18 protein-coding genes and 1 riboswitch are annotated in these 19,383 nt (G+C 66.4%); of the genes, 8 read left to right on the top strand and 10 right to left on the bottom strand.

Annotation, left to right across the window (positions count from 1 at the left end; all coding sequences use genetic code 11):
- The 4 genes from HBF25_RS16905 (at position 1) to pnuC (ending at position 5,552) form a co-directional block, all read left to right on the top strand.
- Positions 1-1,497, top strand: a complete 1,497-nt coding sequence (locus tag HBF25_RS16905; RefSeq protein WP_166950459.1) for an efflux transporter outer membrane subunit — start codon at positions 1-3, stop codon at positions 1,495-1,497.
- A 9-nt stretch (positions 1,498-1,506) separates the two neighbouring features.
- Complete coding sequence (locus HBF25_RS16900) at positions 1,507-2,640, top strand: phosphotransferase enzyme family protein (protein ID WP_166950457.1); 1,134 nt, start codon at positions 1,507-1,509, stop codon at positions 2,638-2,640.
- 19 nt (positions 2,641-2,659) lie between these two features.
- A riboswitch (TPP riboswitch) is annotated at positions 2,660-2,755 on the top strand.
- A gap of 54 nt (positions 2,756-2,809) precedes the next feature.
- Positions 2,810-4,981: a TonB-dependent siderophore receptor gene (locus tag HBF25_RS16895; RefSeq protein WP_166950455.1), complete on the top strand. Its 2,172-nt coding sequence runs from the start codon at positions 2,810-2,812 to the stop codon at positions 4,979-4,981.
- Positions 4,971-5,552: a nicotinamide riboside transporter PnuC gene (gene pnuC, locus HBF25_RS16890; protein WP_425483503.1), complete on the top strand. Its 582-nt coding sequence runs from the start codon at positions 4,971-4,973 to the stop codon at positions 5,550-5,552. The genes HBF25_RS16895 and pnuC overlap by 11 nt, the downstream gene beginning before the upstream one ends.
- A gap of 855 nt (positions 5,553-6,407) precedes the next feature.
- Here the strand turns inward: pnuC and HBF25_RS16885 are convergent.
- The 7 genes from HBF25_RS16885 to HBF25_RS16855 form a co-directional block, all read right to left on the bottom strand.
- Positions 6,408-7,469, bottom strand: a complete 1,062-nt coding sequence (locus HBF25_RS16885) for an aldo/keto reductase (RefSeq protein ID WP_166950454.1) — start codon at positions 7,467-7,469, stop codon at positions 6,408-6,410.
- A 686-nt stretch (positions 7,470-8,155) separates the two neighbouring features.
- Positions 8,156-9,073: a hypothetical protein gene (locus HBF25_RS16880; protein ID WP_166950452.1), complete on the bottom strand. Its 918-nt coding sequence runs from the start codon at positions 9,071-9,073 to the stop codon at positions 8,156-8,158.
- A 66-nt stretch (positions 9,074-9,139) separates the two neighbouring features.
- A complete protein-coding gene (locus tag HBF25_RS16875; RefSeq protein WP_166950450.1) occupies positions 9,140-10,222 on the bottom strand; it encodes a DNA topoisomerase IB in 1,083 nt (360 codons plus the stop codon).
- A 48-nt stretch (positions 10,223-10,270) separates the two neighbouring features.
- Complete coding sequence (locus tag HBF25_RS16870; protein WP_166950448.1) at positions 10,271-11,440, bottom strand: class I SAM-dependent rRNA methyltransferase; 1,170 nt, start codon at positions 11,438-11,440, stop codon at positions 10,271-10,273.
- 30 nt (positions 11,441-11,470) lie between these two features.
- The gene (locus tag HBF25_RS16865; RefSeq protein ID WP_166950446.1) at positions 11,471-11,914 is read right to left on the bottom strand and encodes a hypothetical protein; all 444 of its coding nucleotides are present in this window, start codon (positions 11,912-11,914) and stop codon (positions 11,471-11,473) included.
- A 55-nt stretch (positions 11,915-11,969) separates the two neighbouring features.
- Entirely contained in the window at positions 11,970-12,914 is a 945-nt protein-coding gene (locus HBF25_RS16860; RefSeq protein ID WP_341778099.1) for a serine/threonine protein kinase, read from the bottom strand.
- Positions 12,911-13,363 (bottom strand): hotdog fold thioesterase, encoded by a 453-nt coding sequence (locus HBF25_RS16855; protein ID WP_166950442.1) that lies wholly within the window; start codon positions 13,361-13,363, stop codon positions 12,911-12,913. The genes HBF25_RS16860 and HBF25_RS16855 overlap by 4 nt, the downstream gene beginning before the upstream one ends.
- A gap of 32 nt (positions 13,364-13,395) precedes the next feature.
- Between HBF25_RS16855 and HBF25_RS16850 the strand changes: the two genes are divergently transcribed.
- Complete coding sequence (locus HBF25_RS16850) at positions 13,396-14,469, top strand: 2Fe-2S iron-sulfur cluster-binding protein (RefSeq protein WP_208392644.1); 1,074 nt, start codon at positions 13,396-13,398, stop codon at positions 14,467-14,469.
- A 147-nt stretch (positions 14,470-14,616) separates the two neighbouring features.
- On the opposite strand, the gene HBF25_RS16845 is transcribed toward HBF25_RS16850, so the two are convergent.
- From HBF25_RS16845 to HBF25_RS16835, 3 genes are read right to left on the bottom strand one after another with little or no spacing between them, the layout of a single operon-like run.
- Positions 14,617-15,063 carry a rhodanese-like domain-containing protein gene (locus HBF25_RS16845; RefSeq protein WP_166950440.1) on the bottom strand — a complete coding sequence of 149 codons (447 nt, stop codon included), beginning with the start codon at positions 15,061-15,063 and terminating at the stop codon, positions 14,617-14,619.
- A gap of 48 nt (positions 15,064-15,111) precedes the next feature.
- Positions 15,112-15,525, bottom strand: coding sequence for a hypothetical protein (locus tag HBF25_RS16840; RefSeq protein ID WP_166950438.1), 414 nt, complete (start codon positions 15,523-15,525; stop codon positions 15,112-15,114).
- Between the two features lie 29 nt (positions 15,526-15,554).
- Positions 15,555-16,019, bottom strand: a complete 465-nt coding sequence (locus tag HBF25_RS16835) for a YiiD C-terminal domain-containing protein (protein ID WP_166950436.1) — start codon at positions 16,017-16,019, stop codon at positions 15,555-15,557.
- Between the two features lie 127 nt (positions 16,020-16,146).
- Between HBF25_RS16835 and HBF25_RS16830 the strand changes: the two genes are divergently transcribed.
- The 3 genes from HBF25_RS16830 to HBF25_RS16820 are packed head-to-tail and all read left to right on the top strand — an operon-like array spanning position 16,147 to position 19,382.
- Positions 16,147-16,917, top strand: a complete 771-nt coding sequence (locus HBF25_RS16830) for a uroporphyrinogen-III synthase (protein ID WP_250878959.1) — start codon at positions 16,147-16,149, stop codon at positions 16,915-16,917.
- 45 nt (positions 16,918-16,962) lie between these two features.
- Complete coding sequence (locus HBF25_RS16825) at positions 16,963-18,132, top strand: uroporphyrinogen-III C-methyltransferase (protein ID WP_166950434.1); 1,170 nt, start codon at positions 16,963-16,965, stop codon at positions 18,130-18,132.
- Positions 18,129-19,382 carry a heme biosynthesis protein HemY gene (locus tag HBF25_RS16820; RefSeq protein WP_166950432.1) on the top strand — a complete coding sequence of 418 codons (1,254 nt, stop codon included), beginning with the start codon at positions 18,129-18,131 and terminating at the stop codon, positions 19,380-19,382. Before HBF25_RS16825 ends, HBF25_RS16820 begins: the two co-directional genes overlap by 4 nt.
- The last annotated feature ends 1 nt before the right edge of the window (position 19,383 follow it).

Here is a 19,383-nt window from a genome sequence, read left to right as displayed (position 1 = left end):
ATGCGCCAGTTCATTCAAGCCAGGGGATGCACGCGCCTGTTGCTGCCCCTGCTTCTCGTCGGGCTCGCCGGCTGTGCGGTGGGTCCGGACTTCCAGCGTCCCGACGCGCCGAAGGCCACGGCATACGAGCCGCATCCCAGACCAATGACAGGGCACGCCGCGCAGCACATCGTGGAAGGCATGGATATTCCCGGCCAGTGGTGGACGCTGTTCCACGACAAGCAGCTGGATGCGCTGATCGCCGACGCGCTGGCGCATAACAGTGACGTGACCGCCGCACATGCAGCGCTGCGCCAGGCGTGGGAAAACGTGAGGGCCCAGCGCGGGGCCTATTTCCCCACGGTGAACGGCAGCGTGAACAGCACGCGCCAGGATACGGCGGCGGATGTCGCCAGCGGTGCCGCGTCCAATGCCAGCCTGTACAACCTCACCACGGCGCAGCTCAGTGTGTCGTATTCGCCCGATATCTGGGGTGGTACGCGACGCCAGGTGGAATCGAGCGTGGCGCAGGCCGAGGCGCAGCGCTTCCAACTGGAGGCCACGTATCTGACGCTGACCAGCAACGTGGTGAATGCCGCCATCGGCGAGGCGTCGCTGCGCGAGCAGATCGACGTCACCCAGCGCATCATCGACGCGCAGGGTCGCATCCTCGAAACGCTTCGTCGCCAGCGTGCGCTGGGTGACGTTTCCGATGGTGATATCGCCGTGCAGGTGGCTGCGCTGGAACAGAGCAGGGCGACGCTGCCGCCGCTGGAAAAGCAGCTGGCGCAACAGCGCGACCTGCTGGCCGTGCTCACGGGCCGGCGTCCGGACGAACCGGTGCCGGCGGTGTTCACCCTCGAATCATTGCACCTGCCGAAGGAACTGCCGCTCAGCCTTCCGGCGAAGCTGGTGGAGCAACGCCCCGACGTGCGCGCGGCCGAAGAAGCCCTGCATGGCGCCAGCGCCGATGTAGGCGTGGCGGTCGCGGCACGCCTGCCGGACCTCCAGATCACGGCCACCGCCGGCACCACGGCAGAGAAGACCAGCCAGCTGTTTGCGGGCAGCACCGGTTTCTGGAGCCTGGGAGCGGGCCTGACCCAGCCCCTGTTCGACGGCGGCGCGCTCAAGCACAAGCAGCGTGCGGCGGAGGCGGCCTATGACCAGGCAGCGGCGCAGTACCGCGGCGTGGTGCTGGCAGCCCTGCAATCGGTGGCAGACACTCTTCATGCCATCCGTGCCGACACGCAGGCCCTGCTGGCGGCCCAGCGGGCGGAGCGCGCGGCGGCAAGCAGCCTGTCCATCCTCCAGCAGCAGCTGAGCCTTGGCGACGCCAGCCAGTCGCAGGTGCTTGCCAGCGAACTGCTCTGGCGGCAGGCCCTGTTGTCGCTGGCACAGGCCAAGGCCACCCGCTTGTCCGACACCACGGCCCTGTTCCAGGCACTGGGTGGCGGCTGGTGGAACCGGCACGACGACGCGGATACCGCGTCGGCCACGACGGAGCAGCCGCACGGGTAAACTCCCGGGATGATCGACGACGTCCACCTTACCCACGGCCTTGCCGGCGACGAACTGGAACCCGACTGGCCGCCGCTGGTCGCTCCCGAGGTGGGCGTCGTCCTTGAACACTATCCGCAGCTGGGCGGCCTGCGCGCACTGGCCTGGCGCAGCCCCCGGCCGCTGTCTGCCGCTGCGCTGGTCGATACGGCGCAGGGGCGCGTCTTCATGAAGCGCCACCATCGCAGCGTGCGCACGCCGGCACAGCTGGAAGAAGAGCACCATTTCTCGGCGCACCTGCGTGCGCGAGGTATGCCCGTGCCGCGTGTGCTTGCCATGGAAGATGGCGCCACGGTCCTGAAGCAGGGCCAATGGGTCTACGAGATCCACGACCCGGCACGCGGTCGCGATATCTACCGCGATGCGTTCTCGTGGTCGCCTATCGGCGGGGTAAAGCATGCATGGGCGGCGGGCGCGATGCTTGGCCGGCTGCATCTGGCCGCCGAAGGCTATGACGCGCCCCAGCGATCCACCGACATCCTCGTGGCCCGCGCGGAAATCCTTTCCGATCCGGACCCGGTGGCGTCCATGGCTGACCAGCTGGCGCACCGGCCGCACCTGGATGCCTACCTGCGCCGGCACGACTGGAAAACCCAGGTCAGCACCGCCATCGCACCCTGGCATAGGAGTGCCTGGGATGGCATCGCGCATCAGGCGCCGCTATGGACGCACGGCGACTGGCATGTGTCGAACCTCTGCTGGAGCGACGATGGCGACGCCGCCACGATCACCGACGTGCTGGACTTCGGCCTGTCGGCGCGCACCTTTGCCTTGTTCGACCTCGCGACCGCCATCGAGCGCAATGCCATTGCATGGCTGGACGTGGCGCGTGGTGACATCGCACGCACGGATCTTGCCCTGGCGCTGCTTCGCGGCTACCGCTCGGTAAGGCCACTCACGGCCGAAGACGTAGCCCTGCTTGCCGACGTGTTGCCGCTGGTGCATATCGACTTCGCACTGTCCGAGGTGGAGTATTTCGAGGGCATCACGCGCCGCCCCGACCACGCCGACGTGGCCTATCACACCTTCCTGCGCGGCCATGCGGCCTGGTTTGCCGGGCCCTACGGCCGGGCCTTCCTGGACTTCCTGCGCTACGCCGTCTGACGATTCGTGGTTCAATAGGCGCCTGAAGCGGGGGTGCCGGGCGAATGCCGGCTGAGAGAGTCCCTTGGAACCTGATCCGGTTAACACCGGCGTAGGGAGCTTGCAGGACCACGGCCGTCTGCGCGGCATGCGGTCCGCCGTCGCTTCGTCCGTAGCCACGAAGACGACGATGAACCCCTCCCGCACCCCGCTTTTCCTTGCCCTGCTTGCCGCCGCGCCGTTCGCGCGGGCAGCCGACGATGCCGCGCCGCAGGCGCGCACCCTGCCCACGATCGACGTGCATGCCACCACTGCCAACGGTTACCAGGCCGCCAGTTCGCAGCTGGATACCTTCGGCAGCTTCGGCAGCGCGAGCCTGCACGACACGCCGGCCGCGATCACCGTGATTACGCGCGCGCAGATCGACGACCGCCAGCCCCGTTCGCTGAGCGAACTGGTGCGCGGCGATGCCGCGATCAACGACAACTACGCGCCGGTGGGTTACTACCAGGATGTCTCCATCCGTGGTTTTCCGCTCGATCTGGCCACCGGCTTCCGTTTCAACGGCATGCTCATGTCAGGTGAACAGCGACTGGCGCTGGAAGGCAAGGAGCGCGTGGAAGTGCTCAAGGGCCTGGGCGGACTGGAAGCCGGCGTGGTCGAGCCCGGTGGCCTGGTCAACTATGTGAGCAAGCGTGCAGCGGACGTCCATACGGTCACCGTCGGCACGGATTCGCATGGTTCGTCATACGAAGCGCTGGATCTCGGTGCCTGGTTCTCGCCGTCGTTCGGGATGCGCGTGAACGCGGCCAACGAGCAGACCCACTCGTATATCGAGCATGCCAATGGTCGGCGCAGCTATGTTTCCATCGCGGCAGACTGGAAGATCAGCGAGCGTGCCACGCTGCTGCTCGATACGGATTACCAGACCAGCGGCCAGCGTTCGGCATCAGGCTACCAGCTGCTCGGTGGCACCACGATTCCCGGGCATCCCAGTCGCACGCGCCTGCTGGGGTACCAGCCCTGGCAGCAGCCGGTGGGTATTCATTCGAGCAATACCTCGCTGCGCTTCAATTACCGCTTCAGCGACAAGTGGAACGGCCAGCTGTCGGCAGGGCATAGCCGCACTGCCATCGACGACAACGTGGCGTTTGCCTATGGTTGTGCGTATGCCGCCGCCTGCGCAAACGGTTCGCCGGGTTATTTCTTCGCGCCGAACGGCGACTACGACGTCTACGATTTCCGTAGTCCCGACGATACCCGCGTGAACGACGAAGTGCGCGCCGTTCTTACCGGCAGTTTCGCCACCGGCAGCGTGGATCACGAGCTGAACGTGGGCGCCAGCAGTTTCCGTCGCACGATGGATCAGCGTCCTTACGTGTACGACTACGTGGGTACGGCGAATATCGACGATCCCGAGCCGCCGGTGTTCGCACCATCGCCCAACCAGCCCGGTCCGTCGGCGCGCCGGCTCACCAGCTGGCAGCGTACGTTGTTTGCCATCGACCGCGTGCATCTGGGCGAACAGTGGCAGGTGCTGGCGGGTGCGCGCCTGGTGCGTCTGGACGAAACCGCTTATGACAGCAGTGGCGTTGAGCAGCGACATACGCGTATGACCAAGACGCTGCCGCAGGCCGCCGTGCTCTGGCAGCCCACGGCGCCGCTGACCACCTATGTCAGCTACGGCGAGGGCCTGTCGCTGGGTCGCTCGGCGCCGTACTGGACGAGCAATGGCGGCACGACGCTGGCATCGTTGCATTCGCGGCAGATCGAGGCGGGCGCAAAGTACGCCGTCAGTGATTCGCTGGACCTTCAGGCGGCGGTATATCGCATCCGTCAGCCCTATCAGTTCGCGAGCCCGGATAGTTCGGCCTCGGGCTTCACCTTCGTGCAGATGGGCCAGGAGGTGCATACGGGCGTCGAGCTGAACCTCGCCGGCCGCCTCACCGACAACCTGCGCATCACGGCCAGTGCCAATGCGATACGCGCACGTGCGGAAAACACGGGCATTGCCGCTTACGAAGGCCATCAGGTAATCAACGTGCCGCGTTGGCGCACGGCGGTGTATGCCGACTACAGCCTGCCGTTTGCGCCGGGCCTGGCCGTGCTTGGCGGCTGGCGCTATGTGGGTACGAACGTTGCCACGCCAGATGGCCGCACCAGTGTGCCGGCCTATCATGTGTTCGATGCGGGGCTGCGCTATGTCACTGCCATCGATGCGCATGCGCTCACGATCCGCCTCAATGTCGACAACGTGTTCAATCACTTCTACTGGCGAGATACGGGCAGTTCGGGCGGCGACCGTTACCTGTTCCCGGGCATGCCGCGTCTGGCGCGCCTGTCGGTGACGTATGACTTTTGAGCTGTCGGTCTTCGAGGTGTCTGCTGCGCTGGTGAGCGCGGCGGGCGTATGGCTCACGGCACGGCGCAGTCCCTGGTCGTGGCCCGTGGGGCTGGTGTCCGTGATTGCCTATGCGTGGATCTTCATCGAGGCGAAGCTGTATTCGGATACCTTGCTGCAGGTGGTGTTCGCCGTGTTGATCCTCTACGGCTGGCAGCGATGGATGCGTCATCTTGACGATACGGGGCATGTGCGCGTCACGGCGCTCGACAGGCGCAGTGCGATCCTGCATCTGGCCGTGGGCACGCTTGCTGCTCTGGCGCTTGGCTTCGGCATGCATCGCTGGACGGATGCTGCGCTGCCTTGGCTGGATGCGGCGCTTACCGCGTTCAGCCTCGTTGCCCAGTGGTGGCAGGCACGTCGGCATGCTGCTGCGTGGTGGTTGTGGATCGTGGTGGATGTGATCTATGTGGGCGAGTACGTCTATAAGGATCTACCGGTAACGGCCGTGCTGTACGCTGGTTTCGTCGTGCTGGCGTCGATGGGTCTGCGTGCCTGGCGCCAGGACCTTCGGACGCATGCCGTCACTTGATGTCTCTTATTCCTCCCCTCACGTCGTCCCTGCGAACGCAGGGACCCAGTGCGGTGCAATCGATTTGCGCGACAGTGCCACCTACACACGGGCTGATGCAGCGTGGCGGTGTTTACTGGTGAACCGTGGCGCTGGGTTCCTGCGTTCGCAGGAACGACGGATTGGGAGATTGCGATGCCCTGCCTACCCCTCACGTCGTCCCTGCGAACGCAGGGACCCAGTGCGGTGCAATAGGTTTCCGCGAGCGGGTTACCTACACACAAGCCGATGAAACGTGGCGGTGTTTACTGGTGAACCGTGGCGCTGGGTTCCTGCGTTCGCAGGAACGACGGGTTACGAGATTGCGATGCCCTGTCTACCCCTCACGTTGTCCCTGCGAACGCTTCGGACCCAGTGCGGTGCAATAGGTTTCCGCGAGCGAGTTACCTACACACAAGCCGATGAAACGTGGCGGTGTTTACTGGTGAACCGTGGCGCTGGGTTCCTGCGTTCGCAGGAACGACGGGTTGCGAGATTTCGATTCCTTTCCTACCCCTCACGTCGTCCCTGCGAAAGCAGGGACCCAGTGCGGTGCAATAGGTTTCCGCGAGCGGGTTACCTACACACAAGCCGATGAAACGTGGCGGTGTTTACTGGTGAACCGTGGCGCTAGGTTCCTGCGTTCGCAGGAACGACGGGTTGCGAGATTGCGACTCCCTGTCTACCCCTCACGTCGTCCCTGCGAACGCAGGGACCCAGTGCGGTGCGGTGGGTTCTCGCGAGAGGGTTACCTACACACAAGCCGATGCAACGTAGCGGTTTTTACTGGTGAACCGGTGCGCTGGGTTCCTGCCTGCGCAGGAACGACAGTCGGGCCTACTTTTTGTCCAGGTGTGGACGCAGCAGTGGCATGTCGGCTTCGCTGAGGCGGTCCGATGCCGTGTACAGCTGGTGCCAGTACGGGTAGAGCAACGGCGGGGCGCTGACATCATCCAGACGCTGACGCTCTTCGGCGGTGAGCTTCAGTTCGGCCGCTGCGAGATTGTCGCGGAACTGCACCTCGGTACGGCCACCGATTACCAGAGACGTCACGGCCGGACGCTCCAGCAGCCACGCCAGGGCGACCCGCGCCGCCGATACGCCACGCGCCTCGCCGATCGACACCAGCACGTCCACGATGCGCCACAGACGCTCTTCATCGCGGATCGGCGGCTCCGTCCAGCCGGCGAGCTGGCGTGAACCTTCCGGAGCCTTCGCATCGCGACGGTGCTTGCCCGAGAGCAGGCCCGCAGCAAGCGGACTCCATACGAGTACGCCCAGTCCCTGGTCGATGGAGATCGGCAGCAATTCATACTCGGCTTCGCGCGCTTCCAGCGTGTAATGGATCTGCTGGGCAACAAAGCGCTGGCGATGTTCGCGCTCGCTGATACCCAGCGCCTTCATCAGATGCCACGCCGAATAGTTCGAGCAGCCGAGGTAGCGAACCTTACCCTGCTTCACCAGCGTATCGAGTGCTTCGAGGGTTTCTTCCAGCGGCGTGAGTCCGTCCCACTGGTGGACCTGGTACAGGTCGATCACGTCGGTACGCAGGCGACGCAGGCTGGCCTCGCACTCGCGGATCAGGTGATGACGCGACAGGCCGACGTCGTTCGGGCCGTCGCCCATGCGGAAGCGTGCCTTGGTGGCGAGCAGCAGGCCTTTCGGGCGCTTGCCGTTGAGCACTTCACCGATGATCTCTTCCGAGCGGCCAGCGGAATACATGTTGGCCGTGTCGAGCAGGTTCACGCCCGCATCCACGCACATGTCGATCAAGCGGCGGGCTTCGTCGACGCCACTGCTGCCGACGGTGGCGAACTTGCCTTCGCCACCGAACGTCATCGTGCCCATCGTCAGCGTGGAGACCTTGAGGCCGGAACGGCCAAGCAGTCGGTATTCCATGGGAAACCCTTGGGTGATTGGGATTCCTACGAAAGTACGTCCACCATGGCGGGGCGTAAATTGAAACGTTTTCAGTGCAGCGGTGATTGGTGTGCAGTGGCGTCGCCGTTGCGGTGTGCCGGGGATTATGTAGGTAACATGATCGCGACAACCCATTGCATCGCACTGGGTCCCTGCGTTCGCAGGGACGACGTGAGGGGTGGCAGGACATCCCAGTCTTTTAGCCCGCCGTTAACCCATTGCACCGCACTGGGTCCCTGCGTTCGCAGGGACGACGCGAGAGGTAGGCAGGACATCCCAGTCTTTTAGCCCGTCGTTAACCCATTGCACCGCACTGGGTCCCTGCGTTCGCAGGGACGGCGTGAGGGGTAGGCAGGACATCCCAGTCTTGTAGCCCGTCGTTCCAGCGAACGCTGGAACCCAGCGCCCCGGTTTACCAGTAAACACGACCACGCCACATCGGCTCGAACCCTCATCCATCCACGATGAGATAAATCGCATCTCCCGGATGCCGTTTTTCAGAATCCTTCCATAGGTACCGCTTCCGAATCCGCACACCATGGCCACGCCGTCACAGCGGATTGGCCGGGTCCATCAGTGGGTGGCCGGGACAGGCCAGCGTGGCGGTGGCGGTCGGGGCGTGGGACGCGCCCCGGCCGCTTCTGTTTCGGCAAGCCAACCCGCGATCACTGCCGCGGCGTCGCACCCCAATCCTCGGTGCTGAACGACAGGTGCAGCACCGTGCGGGTGCCGTCTTCCAGCGGCGGGTGGTAGTCGAGCACCGTGCAGCCGGTAGCCAGCTGGCGCTTGGCCGCCAGGGCCATCACCTTGCTCATGGCTTCACCCACGATGGGCTGGCCGCTCTTGTTGGTGCGCAGGGCCACGCGGTAGCCATCGGCGCTCACGCCATCAGCCATCTCAGGAGGCGGCGACTGCCCGGGCGCCAGGCCCACTACGTCCATCTGCCGGCCGCAGCCGCCCACGCTCACCACTTCCACGCCATCGAGCAGGTTGCGGATGAACTTGTCCGACGTATCGACCAGCGAATCCACCGCATCCACCGTGGTGGTCAGGCGGATCTTGGTGAAGTAGAGCTTGCGGTAGAACAAATAGGTGCGCGAGGTAAGCATGTCCTGCTGCGCGTCGAACACGATCGGCAGGAAACGCCCTTCCAGTTTGCGGCCGCCCGAAAGGCTGGCCGTGTACGGAATTTCGTCGCCCCACCACACGTTGCGGTAAATCTCCTGCTTCTCGGCAAAGTTGACCGATTCGCGGAAGTCATCCACCGCGCGCTTGAGCATGCGGCTGCCATCGCCGTCGCCGGCGGGATAGATAAAGACGTCGGCGGCGATCCAGTCGGCGTGGTCGATCTGGTAGCGCAGCGAAACACCGGCGGCGATGTCGCCTTCGTCGGCGTAGTTCTTAACGGCTGCCAGGGTGGCATTGCCCATGCGGCGCGGCGCGATGATCCAGGTGTCGTCGATCACACCCCGATGCGCGGGTATGCCCGGAATCGGAGCGGGTGCGTCGGGCGCTTCCTGCGCATGTACCGTGATGGCCAGGCCCATGGCCGCCAACAGGGGGATCACCTTCCACCGCGACATCGTCAACACAGCCCCTGATAAATCCAACGCGAATCCCCGTGTGCGCACTATAGCCATCCGTGAGCGTCAGCGGGAGCGGGTAACGGCACGAAGGCGCCGACGAAGGAAGGCCAGCGTCGAGGCTTCCAGCTTGCGGATGAAACGCGGATCGGTGGGTGGCACCCTACGTTGCAGTTCGCCGTCGAGCCATCCGGCGAACACCTCCGGGTGGATGTAGGAGCTGCGGCATACCGCAGGGGTGTTGCCGAGCACCCCGGCCACTTCTTTCACGGCGCCGGCCAGCGTTGCCTTCAGCGCACGTTCGCCTCCTTCCTCCGGTAGCGGCGTGCCCGCCAGGATTGCCACCGCATGCACGGTGCCACCCCAGGTGCGGAAGTCCTTGGCAGTGAATTCGCCGCCGGTGGCTTCGCGCAGGTAGTCGTTGACCATGCCCGAGTCCACGGGCTGGCGCTGGCCGTCGTCGTCGATGTACTGGAACAGCCGCTGCCCGGGCAGCTCCTGCACGCGGCGTATGGCCTTCACCAGCCGTCGGTCGTCGAGCACCACGTCAGCCCACTGGCCGCTCTTGCCGCGGAAGTGGAATTCGATGCGGCCCTTGTGGACGGCGACATGGCGCGAACGCAGGGTGGTCAGCCCGAAGGAATGGTTTTCACGCGCATAGGTGTCGTTGCCCACGCGGATCATGGTTTCTTCGAGCAGGCTCACCACCAGCGCCAGCACCTTGTCGCGCGGCAGGCCGGGCAGGGCGAGATCCTTGCGCAGGCGTCGGCGCAGCCGGGGCAAGGTGGCTCCGAAATCCAGCAGGCGTTCGAACTTGCCGCGGTCGCGCTCCGCGCGCCACTTCACGTGGTAGCGATACTGCTTGCGCCGACGCGCGTCGCGCCCCGTGGCCTGCAGGTGGCCGCGCTCCTGCTGGCAGATCCACACCTGGGTGTAGGCCGGGGGAATGGCCAGCGCGCGGATACGCGCCAGCGTGGCCTCATTGGTAATCCGGCGTCCGCGCGGGTCGGTATACACGAACCCGCGACCCCGCCGGCATCGCGTGATGCCGACATCGGTATCGCAGACATACACCAGCCCCGCCGCCTTCGCGTGCGCACGTTCTACAGTGGGCACCACGAGGGCGCCGGCGGGCGGTTTCCTGGACATGGCCGGCAGTGTGGGCCGGCGCACGATCAAGGCATGGTGAATGAGTCGTCAGTCGACCCTGCAGAAAACCGCCTTGAGGTAACGGTTCTCCGGCACGTTGCTGGCTACCGGATGATCGGCGCCCGCACCGGCCACATGCAGCAGCTGGATTTCGCGCCCGGCATTGAGGGCCACGCGACGGATCATTTCGATGAAGTCGTCTTCGCCGACGAGGCCCGTGCACGAGCAGGTGAGCAGGATGCCACCCGGGGCCAGCACGTCGAGCGCCGTGCGGTTCATCGCGAAGTACTTCTTCAGCGCGTTGACGACCTGGTTGCGGTCGCGGGTGAGCTTGGGCGGATCGAGCACCACGGCATCCCAGGTGCGTCCGGCCGCGATGGCAGCGCGCAGCCACTCGAAGACATCGCCCTGCTCGAAGCTGGCTTCCACGCCGTTCATGCGGGCGTTTTCGCGGGCGACATCGAGGATGGCGGCATCGGCATCGACACCGATGGCTTCGCTGGCGCCGGCCTTCATGGCGTGCACGGCGAAGCCGCCGGCGTTGCAGCACAGATCGAGCACGCGACGGCCGCGGGCCAGCTCGGCGAAGCGGCGACGGTTGTCGCGCTGGTCGGCGAAGAAGCCCGTCTTGTGACCCAGGCCCGGCGCGGCGTGGAAGGCGAGGCCATGCTCGTGCACGTCGACGGCAGAGGGCGCGTCGTTCGAGCGTACGTCGAAGGATTCCTGGCGCTGCACGTGCTGCTCGGCGAACCAGTACAGCGAGGCGCCGGGGAAGTGCCGCAGCAGTTCGGCATGGATGGTGTCGCGGAAGCGCCACATGCCGGCGGCGAAGTACTCGACGACCAGGTGATTGGCGTAACGGTCGACGACGAGGCCCGAGAGGCCGTCGCCTTCGCTGTGGACCACGCGCCAGGCGTCGCTGACGTCGTCCAGGCGCAGCAGTTCGCGGCGAAGCTCCACCGCACGGGCCAGGCGCGCGGCAATCCAGCCGGCGTCGATGGTCTCGTCGGGCGAGGTCGTGAGCATGCGCAGGGCCACGCGGGCGTGGCCGTTCCAGAAGCCGCGGCCGACGAAGCGGCCTTTTGCGTCCACCACCTCGACGACGCTGCCGGGCGGAATGCGCCCCTCGGGTTTGACGATCTGTGCGGACCAGACCCAGGGATGGCCCGGAACGCGGTCGGTTTTGAGGGAGATGACGGGGGTGGTGGGCGTATTCATCGCCCAATGATATCGCGGAGCCGGTAGGCGTTACCGGCCGTATCGCAGCATCAGCCAGGAAACCAGGGCCAGCAGGTTCACACCGATGTGCGCGGCGGAGGGGCCGCCCAGGGCCAGCAGCCAGCCATGCTCGGCGATGGCCCAGTCGAAGCCCAGGCGCGGCGAACGCTGCAGGGTGAAGGAGAGGTTCGCGAAGGCGCCGGCGGAAAGCGCGTAGCTGAAGACGGGCGTGGCGACCAGCGGCACCTGGAGGAACTGCGCCCACACCGACATCTGCGTGCCACGGCCGTCGTTGCTTGCCAGCAGCACGCCCGCGACGAGGATGAAGCCGAACATCAGCACGCCCAGTACCGTTACCACGGCGTCAAGGCCATTCATCCGCGAGCCCAGCAGGTGGTCGAACTGGCGGACCAGCCCATAGAGGCCGCCGGCGATCTCGAAGACGGCGATGATGCGGGTGAAGAACGATTGCATGCGGGATCCCTGGAACGACGGACGGGGGATTATGACGATGAAGGGTGAGCGCAGGCTAAAGCGCGTCCGCGGCCTCGTGCAGGTCGGCCACGTGCTGCTCCCACCAGCGCGGTTTGGCCGCGAAAGGGAAGGCGGCAGGAAAGGCCGGATCGTCCCAGCGTTCGGCGATCCAGCCGGCATAGTGCACCTGGCGCATGGCGCGCAGCGCGGGCACCAGGGCGAGTTCGGCCGGGTCGAGGTCGCGGAACTGGGCGTAGCCTTCCAGCAGGGCGTCGAAGGTGACCGGATCGGAGGCGAGCATCCATAGGTCCTGCATCGCCGGGCCCATGCGGGCGTCGTCCAGATCCACGAAATGCGGACCGGCATCGGTCCACAGCACGTTGCCCGGGTGGCAGTCGCCATGCAGGCGGATGCGGCGCATGGGGCCCACGGCTTCGAAGCGGTTGGCCACCGCATCGTCCACGCGACTGACGGCGTCGCGATAGGCGTTGGCCAGGTGCGAAGGCAGCAGCGACGAGGCGAGGGCGGCACGGGCTGGGTTTTCGATCATCGACGCGCGGTCGAGCGTGGCGCGATCGTGGAAGGTTTCGCGTGAGCCCACCGCATGCATGCGCCCGATCAGGCGCCCCAGCCATTCGAGCTGGTCGGTGGATTCCAGCGACGGTGCCCGTCCGCCTCGGCGCGGATACAGCGCATAGCGGAAACCCTCATGACGCAGCAGCGTCTGGCCGTCGAAGACCAGCGGGGCGACCATGGGAATCTCCGCTTCCACCAGTTCCTGCGCGAAGGCGTGTTCTTCGAGGATGGCCGCATCGCTCCAGCGCCCGGGGCGGTAGAACTTCGCCACCACGAAGCCGCCGTCTTCCAGTCCCACCTGGAAGACGCGGTTTTCGTAGCTGTTGAGCGTCAGCAGGCGCCCGTCGCTCCACGAGCCCGCCGCGTCGACGGCAGCAAGCACGACATCGGGTGTCAGCGAGGCGTAGGGCGCGGCGCGGCTCACGAGCGCAGGTTTCCCGGGGCACCGCCCGGCGAGGGGATCACGGCCATGGTCAGGCGCGACAGGCAGACCAGCTTGCCGGCTTCGTCCTCGATGCGGATCTCCCATACCTGGGTGGTGCGGCCCAGGTGGGCGGCCTTGGCCGTGCCGGTGACGAAGCCGCCGCGTACGCCTCGGATGTGGTTGGCGTTGATGTCGAGGCCCACGGCGACTTCCTTCTCGACGTCGAGGGTGAGCAGGGAGGCCGTGCTGCCGAGGGTTTCGGCCAGCACCACCGAGGCGCCGCCGTGGAGCAGGCCGAAGGGCTGCTTGGTGCGGTGGTCCACCGGCATGGTGGCGCGCAGCCAGTCGTCGCCGACCTCGATGAAGCGGATGTCCAGGGTCTCCATCATCGTGCCGCGGCTCCAGGCATTGATGTGGGCGAGATCGGTGGATTGCTTCCAGATGGTCATGGGCAGGCGCTTTGGCTTAAGGAAAGGACCCATTGTCCTATAATGGGCGCGTGCCCACCGTAACCCTTACAACGTCCGGCAAGCGCTTTGACGCGTCCGGCGACGAAACCGTGCTCGAAGCCGCCCAGCGTGCCGGCATCGCGTTGCCCTATTCGTGTCGCGGCGGCGTCTGCGGCAGCTGCAAGGCCACCCTTGTGCAAGGGCATTGCGCCTATCCGCACAACCCGCCGGTGGCCTTGAGTACCGATGCCCGCGCGCATGGCGCGATCCTGCTCTGCCAGGCAGTGCCGGTGGGCGATATCGCCATCCGTGCGCGTGAGATCGCCTCCGTCGAGGACATTCCGCATCGTCGCGTGCAGACCGAAGTGGTGGCCCGCCGCGAGCTGGCGCCCGAAGTGGTGGGCGTGTGGCTGAAGCCGGTCGATGGCGACCGCCTGAACTGGCTGCCGGGGCAGTATCTCGACGTGATTCTCGAAGACGGCAAGCACCGGCCGTTTTCCATCGCCAACGGTCCCGTGGCGGACGGCAGCATCGAGCTGCACGTGCGTTATGTGCCGGGGGGCGGGTTCACGTCGTGGGTGTACGAATCGCTGAAGATCGGCGACCGCCTGGTCATCGAGGCGCCGCTGGGCACCTTCGTGCCGCGTGAGGACTCCGAGCGGCCCATGTTGTTCATGGCCGGTGGTACGGGATTCGCGCCGGTGAAGGCCATCGTGGAGCATTTCATCGAGCTGGGTACGCGCCGGCCGATGCATGTGTACTGGGGCGCGAGACAGGCCGAAGATCTCTACCTGGCCGACATGGCCCGGGAGTGGGAGCGCCGGGTGCCTGACCTGCGGTTCACGCCGGTGTTGTCCGATGATGCGGCGGCAGAGGCCTCGGGTGCGCGCGCGGGGTTGGTGCATGAGGCTTTGCTGGCCGATCACGCCGATCTTTCCGGCTTCGACGTCTATATGAGCGGGCCGCCCGCCATGATCCAGCTGGGGCGCGAGGCCTTCGCGGCGGCCGGGTTGCCGGATGACCGGCTGTATTTCGATTCGTTCGACCTGGCGCCTGATGTGCTGGCGGAGATCCTGCGCGGAAGGGCGGGGATTCACGGGCTTTGAGGGAGCCGGCGGATTTTTTCCCGGACCGGTCGCGCGCAAGGCGCGCTCCTACAAAAGCCCCCAGCGAGCGCCCCCAAGCGATACGCCCCCAGCCCAACGCGACCGTTGTAGGAGCGCGCCTCGCGCGCGACCGTCCGGGCGAAACCCTTACTTCTTGCCTTTGGCCACCGGCAACTGCGCGTTCTGCCAGGCGTAGGTACCGCCTTCCAGCACGAAAACCCGCGTGAAACCGGCCTTGATCAGGCGGTTGGCCGCCTTGCCCACGCTGCGGCCGTCCTTGTCGATCAGCACCACCGGAAGCTCCTTCGCCTTGGAAAGATCCTTCTGGGTTTCCGGGTCGAACTGGCTCATCGCCACGTTCTTGGCGCCCGGGATATGCGCCTTCTCGAAATCGGCGCTGGCCGAGAGATCGATGATGAGCGGGGTGTCGCGGTTGATCAGCTGGGTGAGGGCAGCCGGGGTCAGGCTCTTCCACTTGCGGAACAGGCGGCTGGCCTCCCCGACGATCAGCGCGATCAGGATGGCCACGAAAAGGGCCACCAGCGCGAGGTGGTTGCTCGCGAATTCGGGCAGCTTGTGCAGTACGTCGTTCATCCGGTCTTCCAGGGCCGCAAGGGATCAAAACATCCGATTATATCGGGTTCAGTGCGGCGAGAAGTCGGGCAGCCCCGTCATGAGGTACCAGCGGTTCTTTTCGCTGTCGTAATGCCAGCGCTGGCGATCGACGATGCTGCGCTCGGCCTGGGTGTTCAGGTTCACTACGCTGACCTGGACCACCTGCACCACCTCGTTCTTGCCCTCGGCCTGGGGACCGCCGCCCTCGTCGTAGGACGTGACGCGCAGCTGGGCGAGGCGGCTTTGCTCAATGGAGCTGAGCGGGTGCGCTGCGGCGTAATCCGGGTCCACGAAGGCCTGGGCCGTGGTGAAGTCGCCCCAGCGGATGGCCGATCCGTAACGCATAAGCGTCGTGGTCAGCGAATCGCTGCGCTTGTCGGAGGCGCAGCCGGCCAGCAGGGCCAGGGCGGCGACCAGGACGGGTAGGACGATACGGCGCATGGCAGGTTCCATCGGGGCTTCGGCCGGCATTATGCCCGGCGCTTGGCCACGAAGCGCGCTTCAAGCGTGGCGGCCGGCCTGCCGTCGTCGCCGGGCACCACGCAGGTGAAGTCGCCGCGGGTACGGCCACGGGCATCCAGGGTGGCAAAGAATACGTTCCAGTCCCCACGGGGAGCGAGACGGGCCTCCGCCTCGATATCCCCCCAGACCGGCGCGAGATAACGGATCGTCGAATCGCCCACGAACAGGTCGCAGTCATGCCCGCGCTGGCGCAGCGAGGCTTCGACGAGGGCCCAGCAGGCCAGGGTCATCACGCTGGCCAGGCTGCCGCCGAAGGCACAGCCCTTGTCGTTGATGTTAGGCCCCAGCGGTGCGGTCATGCGCAGACACTCGCCGTCGAAGCCGGCGAGGTGGATGTCCATGGCCCGGGCAAGCGGGATGCTGCCGAGGATGAAGGCCTCGAGAGCCTTGAGGGAGTCGTCGATCGCAATCATAAGAGCGGAAGTCTACGGGGGCATATCGTCCGTTCGCACCCGTACGGGGGATTCCCCCCATACCTTCGGCAGTGGTGACATGTATCCCATGTTCCTATGCTGGCCTGTCACACCGCAGGATGCTTCCGTGAGCCGTACACAACCTCTCCGCAACGTCACCGTCGTCATCACCCGACCCGCCGGTACGGCGGGGCCGTTGTCCCGCCGGGTACGCAAGCTGGGCGGGATTCCCGTCGCCGTGCCCGGCCTGTCGCTGCGTGCCACCGCCGACGCCTCCGCCACGCATGCGTCGCTGCGCGAGGCGCTCGAGGGCGACACCCTGCTGTTCACCAGCCCGGCCGCCGTGCGCTTCGCCGCCGATCTGCTGCCCCTGGCGACCCGGGCCACCGTGATTGCCGTGGGGCGGGGCACCGCCCGCGCGCTCAAGACCGCCGGCATCACCGATGTCCATTTCCCTGATTCGCGCCAGGATAGCGAGGGCGTGCTCGCCCTTCCGGAACTGGCCGACATCGCCGGCCGTCGTGTTGCCCTGGTGGGCGCGCCTGGCGGTCGTGGCCTGCTGCGCGAGCAGCTGGCCGCCCGGGGCGCCAGGCTGGACGAGATCCACGTGTATCACCGCGTGGCGCCGCGGATCGACCGCCGCCACATCGATCCCCTGCTGAAGCTCGGCAAGCGCTCCGCCGTGCTGCTTTCCAGCGCCGAGGCCCTGGAGCACCTGCAACGTTCGCTCATCGCCCCGGCATGGCGGCGGCTGGTTCAGGCGGTCGCCGTGGTCAGCAGTGAACGGCTGCGGGGAATCGCCATGGCGGCAGGTTTCGAGCGGGTGGCCGTGGCACGTTCGGCCCTGCCGGCCGACCTGCTGGAAGCGGCCACGGGAGTGTCCTTCACCCGCCGTTGAACGATGTCTTCCGTGCGTTCGCGTATGGCCTGCTAGGATGCCGCCATGACGACCGAGACCCCAACGACCGAAACCGCCCCGGCCGCTACGGCCCCGTCCAGCCCCCGCCCGGCGCGGGCACCCGACCCCGCGCCCCGGCGCGGCGGCGGTGCGCTGGCGATCAGCATCCTGTTGTCACTGGCAGCGCTCGGTGCTGCGGGTTACACGGGCTACACGCTATGGCACATGCGCAGCGACCTGGGCGCCGCCAATGGACTGCGCGGCCAGGTGGATACCTTGCAGAAAGCCGTCGATGGCCTGCGCGACGACAATGCCAGCCTGCGTCGTCGCCTGAGTGATGCCGATGGAGTGAATCGTTCCGCACGTGAAGAAATGCTCGGCGTATCCGAGCGTACGAAAAATCTCGAAGACGCCGTCGCCAATCTCTCCGAGCGCAGCCTGAGCGGACACGACGCGATGCTGCTCGACGAAGCCGAATCGCTGCTGCGCATGGCAAAGGAGCGATTCGCCCTGTTCGGCGACGCAAGCGGCGCGTTGTCTGCCTACGATCTCGCAGACAACGCCTTGTCCGGGGTGAACGACAGCGCCTTCTCCGCCGTGCGTCGCAGCCTGGGCGCCGAGCGCGATGCCCTTTCGGCGGTGGCTCCGAAGGCACGCGCCTCCGATCTCGCCACGCTGGCCGACCTGCGTGCCACGTTGCCGACCTTGCCGCTGCGTTCGTCCGACGATCGTCAGGCCAGTGCGGGTGAGCGCACGTTCTGGCAGCGTGCCGGCGATGCGCTGGGTGGCATCGTCAAGGTGAGTCATGACGACGGTACGCCGCTGGGCATGGCCGATGAACGCATTGCCCGTGAACTCGCGGCGCTGGACGTGGCGCATGCCGAAGCTGCCGTACTTGCGTATGACGACATCGGTCGCAATGCCGCGCTGAAGCGTGTCGATGAAAGCCTCGCCGCGCGCTTCGATACGAATTCGCCTGACGTGCAGGCGGCGCGTGCACGTATCGCCGCGCTGCTGGCCAGCCAGTCCAGGGGTGCCGCTCCGCAGCTTGGCGCCGCCCTGGGCGAACTGCGCAACCTGCGTTCGGTGCATGCGCTCAACGACAAGCCGGCAGTAGCGCCTGCCGCCCCGGCGCATGCAGCCAGTGCCGCCGCTCCGGTAGCGGCACCTGCCGTGTCCGGCACGGCCGCCACGCCGCACAAGGACTCGCCATGAAGCCCTGGCGCTGGATCATCGGTCTCATCCTGGTCGCGGTGATCGCCGCGTTCGGCTGGCACTGGGTCGCGCAAGACCCGGGCTATGTGCTCATGCACTGGCGTGGCACCAATGTGCAGATGACGCTGGTCACGCTGCTGGTGATCCTCATCGTGGCCTGGGCCGTCATCGCTGCGCTGGTCGCCCTGATCCGCTGGCCGTTTGGTGCCCTGACACGCCGCCATCGTCGGTTGAGCCGTCGGCGTCTCGCCGATGGCCTGGTATCGCTGATCGAGGGGCGCCACGGTGAAGCGGAGCGCGATCTCCATCGCGCGGCACGCTATCCCTCCGTGCGCGGCCCGGCGTTGCTCGCTGCGGCCGAATCGGCCGAGCGCCACGGGGATTCGACCCGTGCGCTGGAAACCCTCGACGAAGCGGCACAGGAAACCCCGCGCGCTGCCCGGGTGCTGCGTGCACGCCTGCTGCGTCGTGCGGGCCGTTCGTCCGAAGCGGTGACACTGCTTGCCGCCGAAGCGGATACCGGCGAGCTTACGCCGGCTGGCTGGATCGAATATGCCGAGGCCGCGCTGGAATCGGCCGAACCGTCGCGCGCCCTGCGCGCGCTGGGGCCGTTGCAGAAAAGTGGCGAGATCGGCGCAAAGGCTTATGCCGTGCTCGAAGCTCGTGTCATTCATGCCTATGTACTGGCTGCCCACGATGGAGCTTCGCTGTCGGCCTTGTGGTCGCAGCTGCCCAAGGGCCAGCGTCGCCTGCCCGCCGCCGTCGATGCCTATGCGCGACAGGCCGCGCGCTTCGGCCAGGGCATGGCCGCCATGGACGAAATCGAAACGGCGTTGCGTCGCGAGTGGTCGCCGCAACTGGTCGCCACGTACGGCAGCCTGGGCGCCGAAGACATCGCGCAGCGCCTGCGCAAGGCAGAAGCCTGGGTAGACACGCATCCGAACGACGCGGTGCTGCTCACGGCCCTGGGGCGCATGTGTGCCCGTTCATTGCTGTGGGGCAAGGCACGTCCTTACCTGGAGCGTGCGCTGGCGATCGAGCCCTCGGTGGATGCCTGGGAAGCACTTGGCGACACGTTCCTTGCCGAGAAGCTTCCGGAACTGGCGCAGCGTTGCTATCGCAATGCGCTGGCGCTGGCACACGGCGAGGCCACCGAGGCACTGCCGGAGATTCGCGATCGTCCCATCGACACGCGGGTTACGGCGGTGGAAGAACGCGACGCCCACGGCGTGCCGCGATTGTCGCCCTGAT

The sequence above is a fragment of the Luteibacter anthropi genome, from assembly GCF_011759365.1.
GTDB classification, from domain to species: Bacteria; Pseudomonadota; Gammaproteobacteria; order Xanthomonadales; family Rhodanobacteraceae; genus Luteibacter; species Luteibacter anthropi.
The sequence above is the reverse complement of the archived record's forward strand: the minus strand, read 5'-3'. Positions and strand labels throughout refer to the sequence as shown.

Excerpts from the sequence above, each read along its gene's own strand:
- HBF25_RS16865 (WP_166950446.1), bottom strand. The coding sequence starts at position 11,914 with ATGCAATCGTTCTTCACCCGCATCATCGCCGTCTTCGAGATCGCCGGC.
- HBF25_RS16875 (WP_166950450.1), bottom strand. The coding sequence starts at position 10,222 with ATGTCCAGGAAACCGCCCGCCGGCGCCCTCGTGGTGCCCACTGTAGAA.
- pnuC (WP_425483503.1), top strand. The coding sequence starts at position 4,971 with ATGACTTTTGAGCTGTCGGTCTTCGAGGTGTCTGCTGCGCTGGTGAGC.
- HBF25_RS16825 (WP_166950434.1), top strand. The coding sequence starts at position 16,963 with ATGACGACCGAGACCCCAACGACCGAAACCGCCCCGGCCGCTACGGCC.
- HBF25_RS16905 (WP_166950459.1), top strand. The coding sequence starts at position 1 with ATGCGCCAGTTCATTCAAGCCAGGGGATGCACGCGCCTGTTGCTGCCC.
- HBF25_RS16840 (WP_166950438.1), bottom strand. The coding sequence starts at position 15,525 with ATGCGCCGTATCGTCCTACCCGTCCTGGTCGCCGCCCTGGCCCTGCTG.
- HBF25_RS16855 (WP_166950442.1), bottom strand. The coding sequence starts at position 13,363 with ATGACCATCTGGAAGCAATCCACCGATCTCGCCCACATCAATGCCTGG.
- HBF25_RS16880 (WP_166950452.1), bottom strand. The coding sequence starts at position 9,073 with ATGTCGCGGTGGAAGGTGATCCCCCTGTTGGCGGCCATGGGCCTGGCC.
- HBF25_RS16885 (WP_166950454.1), bottom strand. The coding sequence starts at position 7,469 with ATGGAATACCGACTGCTTGGCCGTTCCGGCCTCAAGGTCTCCACGCTG.
- HBF25_RS16900 (WP_166950457.1), top strand. The coding sequence starts at position 1,507 with ATGATCGACGACGTCCACCTTACCCACGGCCTTGCCGGCGACGAACTG.
- HBF25_RS16895 (WP_166950455.1), top strand. The coding sequence starts at position 2,810 with ATGAACCCCTCCCGCACCCCGCTTTTCCTTGCCCTGCTTGCCGCCGCG.
- HBF25_RS16835 (WP_166950436.1), bottom strand. The coding sequence starts at position 16,019 with ATGATTGCGATCGACGACTCCCTCAAGGCTCTCGAGGCCTTCATCCTC.
- HBF25_RS16870 (WP_166950448.1), bottom strand. The coding sequence starts at position 11,440 with ATGAATACGCCCACCACCCCCGTCATCTCCCTCAAAACCGACCGCGTT.
- HBF25_RS16820 (WP_166950432.1), top strand. The coding sequence starts at position 18,129 with ATGAAGCCCTGGCGCTGGATCATCGGTCTCATCCTGGTCGCGGTGATC.
- HBF25_RS16845 (WP_166950440.1), bottom strand. The coding sequence starts at position 15,063 with ATGAACGACGTACTGCACAAGCTGCCCGAATTCGCGAGCAACCACCTC.